The 13,486-nt window shown below is 62.6% G+C and carries 11 protein-coding genes; 10 read left to right on the top strand and 1 reads right to left on the bottom strand.

What is annotated here, in order from left to right; translation table 11 throughout:
• Positions 1-707, bottom strand: a 707-nt coding sequence (tagH, locus tag BFQ00_RS12645) for a type VI secretion system-associated FHA domain protein TagH (protein ID WP_139114990.1), incomplete at its 3' end; no start/stop codon positions are given.
• Between the two features lie 391 nt (positions 708-1,098).
• Here tagH and tssA point away from each other — a divergent pair.
• The 10 genes from tssA to BFQ00_RS12595 all read left to right on the top strand — a co-directional run bounded on the left by tssA (position 1,099) and on the right by BFQ00_RS12595 (position 13,482).
• Positions 1,099-2,115, top strand: a complete 1,017-nt coding sequence (gene tssA, locus BFQ00_RS12640; protein ID WP_065933706.1) for a type VI secretion system protein TssA — start codon at positions 1,099-1,101, stop codon at positions 2,113-2,115.
• 54 nt (positions 2,116-2,169) lie between these two features.
• The gene (gene tssB / locus BFQ00_RS12635) at positions 2,170-2,676 is read left to right on the top strand and encodes a type VI secretion system contractile sheath small subunit (RefSeq protein WP_003195557.1); all 507 of its coding nucleotides are present in this window, start codon (positions 2,170-2,172) and stop codon (positions 2,674-2,676) included.
• Between the two features lie 2 nt (positions 2,677-2,678).
• On the top strand, positions 2,679-4,175 hold the full coding sequence (tssC, locus tag BFQ00_RS12630; protein WP_065883759.1) for a type VI secretion system contractile sheath large subunit: 1,497 nt from the start codon (positions 2,679-2,681) through the stop codon (positions 4,173-4,175).
• Positions 4,176-4,350: 175 nt separating this feature from the next.
• On the top strand, positions 4,351-4,839 hold the full coding sequence (locus tag BFQ00_RS12625; RefSeq protein WP_017735732.1) for an Hcp family type VI secretion system effector: 489 nt from the start codon (positions 4,351-4,353) through the stop codon (positions 4,837-4,839).
• Positions 4,840-4,917: 78 nt separating this feature from the next.
• Complete coding sequence (tssE, locus tag BFQ00_RS12620) at positions 4,918-5,433, top strand: type VI secretion system baseplate subunit TssE (protein ID WP_042945974.1); 516 nt, start codon at positions 4,918-4,920, stop codon at positions 5,431-5,433.
• Entirely contained in the window at positions 5,430-7,289 is a 1,860-nt protein-coding gene (gene tssF, locus BFQ00_RS12615) for a type VI secretion system baseplate subunit TssF (RefSeq protein ID WP_065933705.1), read from the top strand. Before tssE ends, tssF begins: the two co-directional genes overlap by 4 nt.
• Complete coding sequence (gene tssG, locus BFQ00_RS12610; RefSeq protein ID WP_065933704.1) at positions 7,253-8,296, top strand: type VI secretion system baseplate subunit TssG; 1,044 nt, start codon at positions 7,253-7,255, stop codon at positions 8,294-8,296. The genes tssF and tssG overlap by 37 nt, the downstream gene beginning before the upstream one ends.
• Entirely contained in the window at positions 8,289-10,949 is a 2,661-nt protein-coding gene (gene tssH / locus BFQ00_RS12605) for a type VI secretion system ATPase TssH (RefSeq protein WP_065933703.1), read from the top strand. Before tssG ends, tssH begins: the two co-directional genes overlap by 8 nt.
• Before the next feature lie 142 nt (positions 10,950-11,091).
• Positions 11,092-13,032 (top strand): type VI secretion system Vgr family protein, encoded by a 1,941-nt coding sequence (locus BFQ00_RS12600; RefSeq protein WP_065933702.1) that lies wholly within the window; start codon positions 11,092-11,094, stop codon positions 13,030-13,032.
• Between the two features lie 15 nt (positions 13,033-13,047).
• On the top strand, positions 13,048-13,482 hold the full coding sequence (locus tag BFQ00_RS12595; protein ID WP_065933701.1) for a DcrB-related protein: 435 nt from the start codon (positions 13,048-13,050) through the stop codon (positions 13,480-13,482).
• Positions 13,483-13,486: the final 4 nt, after the last annotated feature.

Here is a 13,486-nt window from a genome sequence, read left to right as displayed (position 1 = left end):
GGCGGCTCAATCACCGGCGCAGGGGGCGGCGTGGCAGGCGGCGTAACAGGGGCGAGCGGCGCGGGTGCGTCGCCAAGCAGGTCCCAGTCTTCGGGAATGACCGCACCGGGCACCGCCGGCGATTCGGCAACCGGCACGGCAACCGGCGCCGGCGGACGAAAGTCATGTTGCTCGGAAGGCACGTGGTCTGCCACGGTGGGCGGTGGCACGGCAGTGGGACTGAGGAAATCGAACAGGTCCGGCAGGGTCTCCATCGACGAAGCGCCATGAAACTGAGGCGCGATCATCGGAGTCGGCGCGGGCGGGCTCGCCACCGCGCCCATCAACGCCTCAAAGCTGTTCGGCGAATCACCGGCGAACGGCTGGCTGTCGACGACCTGCACATTGAAGTCGATGCGCGCCTGGATTTCGTAATCGCCGATGCGAATCAACTCGCCATCCTGCAGCGGCTCGCTGTTACCACGGCGCATCCGGACGCCGGCGTTGACCAACTCCACACCGTTGGTACTGTTGTCGGTTAAATAGTAACGGCCATCTTTGTACTGAATAACGCAATGTTGCGAGGAGACAAGTCGTTCGGGATCGGGCAATACCCAGTCATTTTCCGAACTGCGGCCGATCGCCATCGAGCCCTGGTTCATGGACTTTTCGGCGCACTGCCCTGGGGTAATCTTGTGATAACTAGTGATAGTCAAACACAGCGACATCTTGCCTCCTTGCTGATACATCGCGCGCGGTCGAGATCAGGCTACGCTCGCCTGAATATCGCCGCCAGGTCGTCGGACCCAGCGTCCAAATCCGCATTTGCCAGCATGATCGCTGATCTTATCCGGCTTGCATGACAAAAATCCTCTACGGGCGCACCGTTCGACCCGTCAGTCGCGCAGGGTGTTAAACACCGCACATCTGTCACAGAGGGCGAATAGCTTACCTTGACAACGCATAAGTACTACACCAAAAATGCACAACTTCTTGAACATCAGTGATGTCACGGTAGTGGCACGCTGAGACTATGACCAAGAAAACATGCAAAGTTCACCGCGCAACTAATGCATGCATTGCCCGGCATCTAACGGGCTGATAGGGAGATCGAATTCAGTGGATGTGCCGTTGCTGCTCACCGCCGTTTCCGCGACTTCGCCCTGTGGCGAAGACATGGAATATGACGCGCAATTTCTGCAATTGGAACGTGATGCCAAGGGCCAGCCCGAGCGCAGCATGGGCGACTCCATCCTGCCCGCCGAGCCGCCGGAGTGGCGCAGCATCCAGCAGCAGAGCCTCGACCTGTTGCAGCGCAGCAAAGACCTGCGCATCACCCACTTTCTGCTGCAAAGCACCCTCGCCCTCCAGGGCGTGGCCGGCCTGGCCGAAGCGCTGACGCTGATCGATGCGTTGCTGCGCGATTACTGGGCCGACCTGCACCCACGCCTGGATGCCGACGACGATAACGATCCCACCGTGCGCATCAACGCCCTCACCGGCCTGACCTGCGACACCAATATCCGCCTGCTGCGCGAAAGCATCCTCACGCGCTCACGCACCTTCGGCCCCGTGACGCTGCGCGCGGCGCTCAACGCCAGCGGCCTGTTGAGCTTCCCCGATGAACAACTCGGCGCCCAGCAACTCAACGCCGCGTTCCTCGACAGCGACCCGGAGCAACTGCAGGCCACCCGCGATGCGCTGATTGCGGCGCGCGCCGCCTGCGAGGCCATCGAACAACAGGTCAACGAGCAGGTCGGTTCCGCCCAGGGCGTGGACCTCAGCGCCTTGAAGCAACCGCTCAAGCAGGCCCTGCAATTGCTCAATCAAGCGGTGCCCGGCACCGACAGCAGCGAACCCGAGGCCGTCAGTGAAGACAACGCCCCCTCGGTGGACTACGCCGCTGCCCCCGCAGCCCCGCGTCCGGTCGGCGACATCGCCAGCCGCGACGATGTGCTGCGCAGCCTCGACAAAATCCTTGCGTATTACACCCGGCACGAGCCTTCAAGCCCGCTGCCGGTGCTGTTGAACCGAGCGAAGAATCTGGTGCATGCCGATTTCGCGGCCATCGTGCGCAATCTGATTCCCGACGGCATGTCCCAATTTGAAAACCTGCGCGGCCCTGACAGCGAGTAGGCCGCCGGACCGTGCAGTAACAACACCGTCGCTCAAGCGACCAGGAGCAGCAACGTGGCGAAGCAAAGTTCTCAGAAATTCATCGCGCGCAACCGTGCGCCTCGAGTGCAGATCGAGTACGACGTCGAGCTTTACGGCGCCGAGAAAAAGGTCCAGCTGCCATTCGTCATGGGCGTGATGGCCGACCTCGCCGGCAAACCAGCCGAGCCGCTGGCACCCGTAGCCGACCGCAAGTTCCTTGAAGTGGACGTCGACAACTTCGACTCGCGCCTCAAGGCCATGCAGCCACGCGTGGCGTTCCACGTACCCAACGAGCTGACCGGCGAAGGTAACCTGAGCCTGGACATCACCTTCGAAAGCATGGACGACTTCAGCCCGGCCGCCGTGGCGCGCAAGGTCGACTCGTTGAACCAGTTGCTCGAAGCCCGCACCCAGCTGGCCAACCTGCTGACCTACATGGACGGCAAGACCGGCGCTGAAGAAATCATCATGAAGGCGATCAAGGACCCGGCACTGCTCCAGGCACTTGCCAGTGCGCCCAAGCCTGCAGGGGAGCAGTAAGCATGACTGACAATACCGTTCGCGAAGGCGCATCCAACCTGGGCGCCACCGAAGAAACCAGCGAGTTCGCCTCGCTGTTGATGCAGGAATTCAAGCCCAAGACCGAGCGCGCCCGCGAAGCCGTGGAGACCGCCGTGCGCACCCTGGCCGAACAGGCCCTGGCGCAAACCGACCTGGTGTCCAATGACGCGATCAAGTCGATCGAATCGATCATCGCCGCCATCGACGCCAAGCTCACCGCCCAGGTCAACCAGATCATCCACCATCAGGATTTCCAGCAGCTGGAAAGCGCCTGGCGTGGCCTGCACTACCTGGTCAATAACACCGAGAGCGATGAGCAGCTCAAGATCCGTGTGCTCAACATCTCCAAGCCCGAACTGCACAAGACCCTGAAGAAATTCAAGGGTACGGCGTGGGACCAGAGCCCGATCTTCAAGAAAATGTACGAAGAAGAATACGGTCAGTTCGGCGGCGAACCTTACGGTTGCCTGGTGGGCGACTACTACTTCGACCAGTCGCCTCCCGATGTGGAACTGCTGGGCGAGCTGTCGAAAGTCTGCGCCGCCATGCACTCCCCGTTCATCGCTGCGGCTTCGCCGACCGTGATGGGCATGGGCTCGTGGCAGGAACTGTCGAACCCGCGCGACCTGACCAAGATCTTCACCACCCCGGAATACGCCGGCTGGCGTTCGCTGCGTGAATCGGAAGACTCGCGCTACATCGGCCTGACCATGCCGCGCTTCCTGGCGCGCCTGCCGTATGGCGCCAAGACCGACCCGGTGGAAGCCTTCGCCTTCGAAGAAAACACCGACGGCGCCGACAGCTCCAAGTACACCTGGGCCAACGCCGCGTACGCGATGGCGGTGAACATCAACCGTTCGTTCAAGCACTACGGCTGGTGCTCGCGCATCCGTGGCATCGAGTCCGGCGGCGAAGTGGAAAACCTGCCGGCCCACACGTTCCCGACCGATGACGGTGGCGTGGACATGAAGTGCCCGACCGAAATCGCCATCAGCGACCGCCGTGAAGCGGAGCTGGCGAAGAACGGTTTCATGCCGCTGCTGCACAAGAAAAACACCGACTTCGCCGCGTTCATCGGTGCCCAGTCGCTGCAGAAACCGGCCGAATACGACGACCCGGACGCCACCGCCAACGCCAACCTGGCCGCGCGCCTGCCGTACCTGTTCGCCACCTGCCGTTTCGCCCACTACCTCAAGTGCATCGTGCGCGACAAGGTCGGCTCCTTCAAAGAGAAGGACGAGATGCAGCGCTGGTTGCAGGACTGGATCCTCAACTACGTCGATGGCGATCCTGCGCACTCCACCGAGACCACCAAGGCCCAGCACCCGTTGGCGGCTGCCGAAGTGATCGTGGAAGAAGTCGAAGGCAACCCGGGGTATTACAACTCCAAGTTCTACCTGCGCCCGCACTACCAGCTTGAAGGGCTGACGGTGTCGCTGCGTTTGGTATCGAAGCTGCCTTCGGCCAAGAGCGCCTAAAAAATCGGGACTGGCTCGCTCCCTGTAGGAGCGAGCTTGCTCGCGAAAAACGTGAAGGCGCTGCGTTCATCCAGGATGCCCGCGTCACCGTTGACGACCTTCGCGAGCAAGCTCGCTCCTACAGGGGTCGGCGGCGTTAACAAATACAGTGGCTGAGTCCACACAGGGAGAAAACATGGCTGTTGATATTTTCATCAAGATCGGCGACATCAAGGGCGAGTCCATGGACAAGGCCCACAAGGACGAAATCGACGTGCTGAACTGGAGCTGGGGCATGGCCCAGTCCGGCAACATGCATGTGGGCGGTGGCGGTGGCGCGGGCAAGGTGAATATCCAGGACCTGTCGCTGACCAAATACGTCGACAAGGCGTCGCCGAACCTGATGATGCACTGCGCCAGCGGCAAGCACATCGACAAGGTCAAGCTGACCGTGCGCAAGGCCGGTGGCGAAAGCCAGGTCGAGTACATGGTGATCAACCTGGAAGAAGTGCTGGTCACCTCGCTGAGCACCGGCGGTTCGGGCTCCGATGACCGCCTGACCGAAAACGTCACCCTGAACTTCGCCCAGGTGATGGTCGACTACCAGCCGCAGAAAGCCGACGGCACCAAAGATGGCGGCGCGATCAAGTTCGGCTGGAACATCCGTTCCAACACCAAGCGTTGATAGCCCCTGCAGCCGTGGCTTTGCGCCACGGCTGCAGACATTTTGTCCCTCCCGCAACCCGTCCGTGGAGCTGCTTTGGTGGTAACTGAAATCGCTTCCCGCGACCGTCTGCAACCGTCCCTGCTGGACCGGCTGACCGACGACGACCCAACCAATCCCAAGGAAAGCGCCGACAAACGCGTGCTGTCCCTGACCCAATTGAAAGCCTCGGTACTGCGCGACCTGGCGTGGCTGCTCAACACCACGTCATTGCTCGATGCCGATGCCACGCTGCACACCCCGGCCGGTACCTCGGTGGTCAATTACGGCCTGCCGGCACTGGCGGGCAACAGCGTTTCCAGTGTCGATATCAAGGCCCTGGAAGCCCTGATCTACCAGGCCATTGCCACCTTCGAGCCGCGCATCCTGCGCCACACGCTGCGGGTCAAAGCCCGTGTCGGCCAGGGCGAAATGAACCACAACGCCCTGAGTTTCGAAATCGAAGGCGACCTGTGGGCCCAGCCGGTTCCGTTGCGCCTGTTGCTGCAAACCGACCTGGACCTGGAATCCGGGCATGTGCGCGTGGTCAATGCCGACCAGCGGAGACGCCCATGAACCCGCGCCTGCTGGAGCTGTACAACCAGGAACTGCACCACGTGCGCGAAAGCGCCGCCGAGTTCGCCAAGGAATACCCGAAGATCGCCAGTCGGCTGACCCTGTCCGGCATGGACTGCGCCGACCCGTACGTCGAACGCTTGCTCGAAGGCTTTGCCTACCTCACGGCCCGCGTGCAACTCAAGCTCGACGCCGAGTACCCGACCTTCACCCACAACCTGCTGGAAATCGCCTACCCGCACTACCTGGCCCCGACGCCGTCGATGACCGTGGTGCAATTGCAGACCGACCCCGACGAAGGCTCCCTCGCCGGCGGCTTCCCGCTGCCCCGCGACACCGTACTGCGCGCCGCCCTGGGCCGTGAAACCCAGACCTGCTGCGAGTACCGCACCGCGCACCCGGTGACGCTGTGGCCACTGCAGGTCAGCAATGCCGAGTACTTCGGCAACCCGTCCGCGGTGCTCGGCCGCCTGGCCGCCAGCGAACCGAAAGCCAAGGCCGGCCTGCGCCTGACCCTGCGCACCGGCGCCGAATTGCCGTTCAACAGCCTCGATCTGGATAACCTGCCGCTGTACCTCAGCGGCGCCGATGAGCAGCCGTTTCGCCTCTACGAACAACTGCTGGGCAACGCCTGCGCGGTGTTCGCGCGCAAGCCCGGTGGCGACTGGGTTGAGCGCCTGCCTCAGGATGCCTTGCGTTCACGCGGTTTCGACGATGCCGACGCGGCCATGCCGGTGGTGGCGCGGGCGTTCCAGGGCTATCGGTTGCTGCAGGAATACTTCGCCCTGCCCCATCGATTCCTGTTCGTCGAATTCGCCGAACTGAGCCGTGCGGTCAAGCGTTGCGACGGCCAGGAGCTGGAGCTGATCGTGCTGTTCGACCGTCACGAACCCAGCCTGGAAGGCAGCGTCGGCGCGGCGCAGTTCCTGCCGTTCTGCACGCCGGCAATCAACCTGTTCCCCAAGCGCGTGGACCGGATTCACTTGTCGGATCGGGTCAACGAACACCATGTGATCGCCGACCGTACACGGCCGATGGATTTCGAGATCCACTCCCTGAGCGGCATCACCGGCCACGGCACCGGGCCGGAGCAGCCGTTCTTGCCGTTTTACGCCGTGCGCGATCCCTCCCGCTATGGGCGCGACCAGGCCTATTACACGGTACGCCGTGAACCGCGCGTGCTGTCCAGCGACCAGCGGCGCAACGGCCCGCGTTCCACCTATGTGGGCAGCGAAACCTTCGTCAGCCTGGTGGACAGCCGCCAGGCGCCGTATCGGCATGACCTGCGCCAGCTCGGCGTCACGGCGCTGTGCACCAATCGTGACTTGCCGTTGTTCATGAGCGTGGGCAACGGCAAGACCGATTTCACCCTGGCCGACAGTGCCCCGGTGCTCTCTGTGCGCTGCGTCGCAGGCCCCAGCCGCCCGCGCGCCAGCCATGCCCACGATGCCAAGGCGTGGCGCCTGATCAGCCAGCTATCGCTCAATTACCTCTCCTTGAGCGAACAGGGCCAGGGTGCCGGCGCCTTGCGCGAACTGCTGCGCCTGTACGGCGACAGCAACGACGCCGCGCTGCAATTGCAGATTGAAGGCTTGCGCGAAGTCAGCAGCAAGGCCGTGACCCGACGCCTGCCGATGCCCGGCCCGATCGTGTTTGGCCGTGGCCTGGAAATCACCCTGGAATTCGATGAAAACGCGTTTCGCGGCACCGGGGTGTTCCTGCTCGGCGCAGTGCTGGAACGCTTCCTGGCACGCTACGTGTCGATCAACAGTTTTACCGAGACGGTGATCCGTACCACCGAACGCGGCGAGATCATGCGATGGAAAGCCAAGCCCGGACGGCGTCCGACCCTGTGAGTACCCTGGACGCGATGCACCAGGAGCCCTGGGAATATGACTTCTTCCAGGCGCTGCGGCGTATCGAGTGCGAATCGCCAGAGTTGCCGCGCCTGGGCCATTCCCTGCGCCTGGCCGATGACCCGCTGCGCCTGGGGCAACAGGCAGACTGCACCTTCGCCCCGGCCACCCTGGCGTCGGTCGACCCCGGCGGCGACGGCAAACCGGCGCGGCTGGAGCAATTCTTTTTCGGCCTTGGCGGCCCCAACGGCCCGCTGCCGCTGCATATCACCGAGTACGTGCGCGAGCGCCAGCGCAACAACGCCGACAGCACCAGCAAGCAGTTCCTGGATGTGTTCCACCATCGCTTGCTGACCTTGTTCTACCGCGCCTGGGCCGAGGCGCGGCCGACAGTCAGCCACGACCGGCCGGACGACGACTACTGGTCCGCACGCCTCGCTGCCTTGAGTGGCCGCGGCATGCCCAGCTTGCTCAACCAGGGCTTGATCCCCGACACGGCCAAGCTGCATTACAGCGGGCACTTGTCGGCGCAAACCCGCTACCCGGATGGCTTGAAGGCCATCCTCAGCGAGTACTTCGGCCTGCCGGTCGCGATCGAGGAATACGTCGGCCAATGGCTGGAACTGCCCGAACGCAGCCGCGTCGGCGTGAGCGCCAACCGGCTGGGCGTGGATTTCTGCCTCGGCAGCCACGTGTGGGACCGCCAGCACAAATTCCGTATTCGCCTCGGCCCGCTCAAGCTCAACGACTACATGGGCATGCTGCCCGGCCATCCGCCGTTCAACGAACTGGTGGCCTGGGTGGCCGAGTACCTGGGCCATGAACTGGACTGGGATTTGAACCTGGTTTTGCAACAACCTGAAGTCCCGGCACTGCAGCTCAACGGCCAGTTTCGCCTGGGTTTCAATACCTGGCTCGGCCAACCTGCGCATGACGCCAACGACCTAATCCTGGCCCGGCATTACGCCGACCACGCCACCACCTCAAGGAATCCAGAGCATGGGTGAAATCAGTCGCGCCGCACTGTTCGGCAAACTCAACAGCGTGGCCTACAAGGCCATCGAAGCCGCCACCGTGTTCTGCAAACTGCGGGGCAACCCGTATGTGGAACTGGCCCACTGGTTTCATCAGTTGCTGCAACTGCAGGACTCGGACCTGCACCGCATCATCCGCCAGTTCAACCTGGAACCAGCACGCGTGGCCCGTGACCTCACCGAGGCCCTGGACCGCCTGCCGCGCGGCTCGACCTCGATCACCGACCTGTCGTCCCATGTGGAGGAAGCGGTGGAGCGCGGCTGGGTGTATGGCAGCCTGATGTTTGGCGAAAGCCAGGTGCGCACCGGTTACCTGGTGCTGGGCATTCTGAAAACGCCGAGCCTGCGCCATGCGCTGCTGGGCTTGTCTGCCGAGTTCGACAAGATCAAGCCCGAAGCCTTGAGCGAGCGCTTTGACGAGTACGTCGGCGACTCGCCGGAAAATGCCTTGAGCGCCAGCGACGGCTTCAATGCCGGTGTGCCAGGCGAAGCCAGCGGCGCCATGGCCCCCAGCGCGATGGGCAAGCAGGAGGCGCTCAAGCGCTTTACCGTCGACCTGACCGAACAGGCCCGCAGCGGCAAGCTCGACCCCATCGTGGGTCGCGATGAAGAGATCCGCCAACTGGTGGACATCCTCATGCGGCGCCGCCAGAACAACCCGATCCTCACCGGTGAAGCCGGGGTGGGCAAGACCGCTGTGGTCGAAGGTTTCGCCCTGCGCATCGTCGCCGGCGACGTACCACCCGCGCTCAAGGACGTGGAACTGCGCAGCCTCGACGTGGGCCTGCTGCAAGCCGGCGCCAGCATGAAAGGCGAGTTCGAACAGCGTCTGCGCCAGGTCATCGAAGATGTGCAGGCCTCGCCCAAGCCGATCATCCTGTTTATCGACGAAGCCCACACCCTGGTCGGTGCCGGTGGCGCCGCCGGCACGGGCGACGCGGCCAACCTGCTCAAGCCTGCGCTGGCCCGGGGCACCTTGCGTACCGTGGCCGCCACGACCTGGGCCGAGTACAAGAAGCACATCGAAAAAGACCCGGCCCTGACCCGTCGCTTCCAGGTGGTGCAGGTTGCCGAGCCCTCGGAAGACAAGGCACTGCTGATGATGCGCGGCGTGGCCTCGACCATGGAGAAACACCACCAGGTGCAGATCCTCGATGAAGCCCTGGAAGCCTCGGTCAAGCTGTCCCACCGCTATATTCCGGCACGCCAGCTACCGGACAAATCCGTGAGCCTGCTGGACACCGCCTGCGCCCGCGTCGCCATCAGCCTGCATGCCGTGCCGGCCGAAGTGGATGACAGCCGCCGCCGTATCGAAGCACTGGAAACCGAGCTGCAAATCATCGCCCGCGAGCATGCCATCGGTATTGCGATTGGTGCGCGCCAGACCAACAGCGAAGCGCTGCTGAGCGCTGAACGTGAGCGCCTCGCCACACTGGAAAGCCGCTGGGCGGAAGAGAAAACCCTGGTGGACGAACTGCTCGCTACCCGCGCGACGTTGCGCGAGAAAGCCGGCGCCGTAGACAGTGGCGACGACGCCTTGCGCGAGCAACTGGTCGACCTGCAGCAGCGCCTCAGCGCACTGCAAGGCGAAACCCCGCTGATCCTGCCGACCGTGGATTACCAGGCCGTGGCCTCGGTGGTCGCCGACTGGACCGGCATCCCGGTGGGCCGCATGGCACGCAATGAACTGGAGACGGTGCTCAACCTCGACCAGCACCTGAAGAAACGCATCATCGGCCAGGACCACGCCCTGCAGATGATCGCCAAGCGCATCCAGACCTCCCGCGCCGGCCTCGATAACCCGAGCAAGCCGATTGGTGTGTTCATGCTCGCCGGCACTTCGGGCGTGGGCAAGACCGAAACCGCCCTGGCCCTGGCCGAAGCCATGTACGGCGGCGAGCAGAACGTGATTACCATCAACATGAGCGAGTTCCAGGAAGCTCACACGGTGTCGACCCTCAAGGGCGCGCCGCCGGGCTATATCGGCTACGGCGAAGGCGGTGTGCTGACCGAAGCGGTGCGGCGCAAACCGTACAGCGTGGTGCTGCTGGACGAGGTGGAAAAAGCCCACCCGGACGTGCATGAAATCTTCTTCCAGGTGTTCGACAAGGGCGTGATGGAAGACGGCGAAGGCCGCGTGATCGACTTCAAGAACACGTTGATCCTGCTGACCACCAACGCCGGTACCGAGCTGATTTCCCGTGTCTGCAAGGACCCGGCAAACATCCCCGCGCCCGAGGAAATCGCCAAGGCCCTGCGCCAGCCGCTGCTGGAAATTTTCCCGCCGGCATTGCTCGGTCGCCTGGTGACGATTCCGTATTACCCGCTGAGCGACGAGATGCTCAAGGCCATCACTCGCCTGCAACTGAACCGCATCAAGAAGCGCGTGGAAAACACCCACAAGGTCGCCTTCGACTACGACGACGCGGTGGTCGACCTGATCGTCTCGCGCTGCACCGAAACCGAAAGTGGCGGGCGCATGATCGACACTCTCCTCACCAACAGCCTACTGCCGGACATGAGCCGTGAATTCCTCACGCGCATGTTGGAAGGCAAGGCGCTGGCGGGGGTGCGGATCAGCAGCCGGGATAATGAGCTGCACTATGACTTCAGCGACGCGGCATAAACGCCGCAATGCCTGACACCTGTAGGAGCGAGCTCGCTCGCGAAGAACTTGAGATCGCCGCGTTCATTCAGGATGCCCGCGTCATCGTTAACGACCTTCGCGAGCAAGCTCGCTCCTACAGTTGAAATTGACGGATGAAATGATGCTATTCAACCAAGCCTCACGCCTGGCCCGGATCACCAGCCCCCTCGGGCCGGATGTGCTGTTGCTCAATGAAATGGGCGGCGGCGAAGAGTTGGGACGGCTGTTCAACTACGAGCTGCAACTGACGTCCCTGGACGCCAACATCGACCTCAACCAGCTGCTGGGCAAGCCAATGAGTGTGGGCCTGCAACTGGCCGACGGTGGCGAACGGCACTTCCACGGCATCGTCGCGCGCTGCAGCCAGAACATCGACAAAGGCCAGTTCGCCAGCTACCAGGTGACGCTGCGCCCATGGCTGTGGCTGCTCAGTCGCACCTCCGATTGCCGGATTTTCCAAAACCTGAGCATCCCGCAGATCATCAAGCAGGTGTTTCGCGACCTGGGCTTTTCCGACTTCGAAGACGCCTTGAGCCGGCCGTACCGCGAGTGGGAATACTGCGTGCAGTACCGCGAGACCAGCTTCGATTTCGTCAGCCGCTTGATGGAACAGGAAGGCATCTACTACTTCTTCCGTCACGAGCAGGACCGCCATGTCCTGGTGCTGGCCGACGCCTATGGCGCCCACACCACGGTGCCCGGCTACGCCTCGATTCCGTATTACCCCAGGGACGAGCAGCAGCGCGAACGCGACCATATGCATAACTGGCACCTGGCGCAGGAGGTGCAGCCCGGTTCGCTGGAGCTCAACGACTATGACTTCCAGCGGCCCAGCGCGAGCATCGACGTGCGCTCGGCCATGCCACGTCCGCACACCGCCGGCGACTACCCGCTGTACGACTATCCCGGCACCTACGTGCAGAGCGCCGACGGCGAACACTACGCGCGCACCCGCATCGAAGCCCTGCAAACCCTGCATGAACAGATCGAGTTCGCCGGCAATGCCCGCGGCCTGGGTTCGGGCCATTTGTTCAGCCTCACCGGCTTCAGCCGCCAGGACCAGAACCGCGAATACCTGATCGTCGGCTGTCGCTACTACATCGTCCAGGAAAGCCTGGAAACTGGCAGCGGTTCGGGCTCGGCGCAGTTCGAAAGCAGCCTGACCTGCATCCCCGCGCAACAGAGCTACCGCAGCCTGCCCGCCACTCATCGGCCCGTGGTCAAAGGCCCGCAAACGGCACTGGTGGTCGGCCCCAAGGGCGAGGAAATCTGGACCGACCAATACGGCCGCGTGAAGGTGCACTTCTACTGGGACCGTCACGATCAATCCAACGAAAACAGCTCATGCTGGATTCGCGTGTCGCAGTCCTGGGCCGGCAAGAACTGGGGCTCGATGCAGATTCCAAGGATCGGCCAGGAAGTGATCGTCAGCTTCCTCGAAGGCGACCCCGACCGCCCGATCATCACCGGGCGGGTCTACAACGCCGAGCAGACCGTGCCTTACGACCTGCCGGAAAACGCCACCCAGAGCGGCATGAAAAGTCGATCCAGCAAAGGCGGCACGCCGGCCAACTTCAATGAAATCCGCATGGAGGACAAGAAAGGGTTGGAGCAGTTGTACATCCATGCCGAGCGTAACCAGGACATCGTGGTGGAGGTGGATGAAAGCCATTCGGTGGGGCATGACCGGAATAAGAGCATTGGCCACAACGAGACAGTAACCATTGGCAACAACCGCCTGCGTATCGTCAAGCAGGAAGACATTCTCTCGGTGGGCGAGCGCAAGACCGACAGCATCAGCCAGAGCTACGTCATTGAAGTGGGCGAAAACCTGCGCCTGGTCTGTGGCGAAAGCATTCTGGAGTTGAATGCCAGCGGGCAGATCAACCTCACCGGCGTGCAAATCAGCTTCTACGCCAGCGGCGATGCCGAGTTCAATACCGGGGGCCTCCTGCACCTCAACAATGGTGGCGGTGCAGGCGCCACACCGGATGGCCAGGGCGTGAAAGCCAGTATAGACGCCAATATCAAAGCCGCGTTCCCCACGCCTAAAAGCTCCTGACGAGACCTGTTTGCCATGACGTATCGAATCAATGAATTCCAGTTTCAACTGCCTGCCGGCGAGTTGCAGGATGCGACGATCAACATTCTCAAGTTCCCGGAACTGGGCACCTCCCTGATCGTCAGCCGCAGCTTGCTCGCTGACGGCGAAACCCTGCACAGCAACTTCAATGACCAACTTCAGCGCCTGGAAAAACAGGTGCAGGATTTACGTTATCAACCGGGTGTCGATGTGCGTTTGGGCGCGGCTCAAGAAGTGGCAGGGATTGAATTGCGCAGCCAGTTCAACAAGGGCAATGACAAGGTGTTCCAGTATCAATTGGCACTGGTGATTCCAGGCACGCGCAAGATGCTTGCCCTCAGCTACGTGAAGGCGGATGCGCTGGGTGACGCCGAGGCGGCGCATTGGGCCTTGATAAAAAACTCACTGTCGTTCGACGCTATCTCTTGATGAG

Source organism: Pseudomonas sp. 28 E 9 (assembly GCF_900004785.1).
Lineage (GTDB): Bacteria > Pseudomonadota > Gammaproteobacteria > Pseudomonadales > Pseudomonadaceae > Aquipseudomonas > Aquipseudomonas orientalis_A.
Note: the sequence above shows the minus strand (reverse complement) of the source record. Positions and strands in the feature narration are given on the sequence as shown.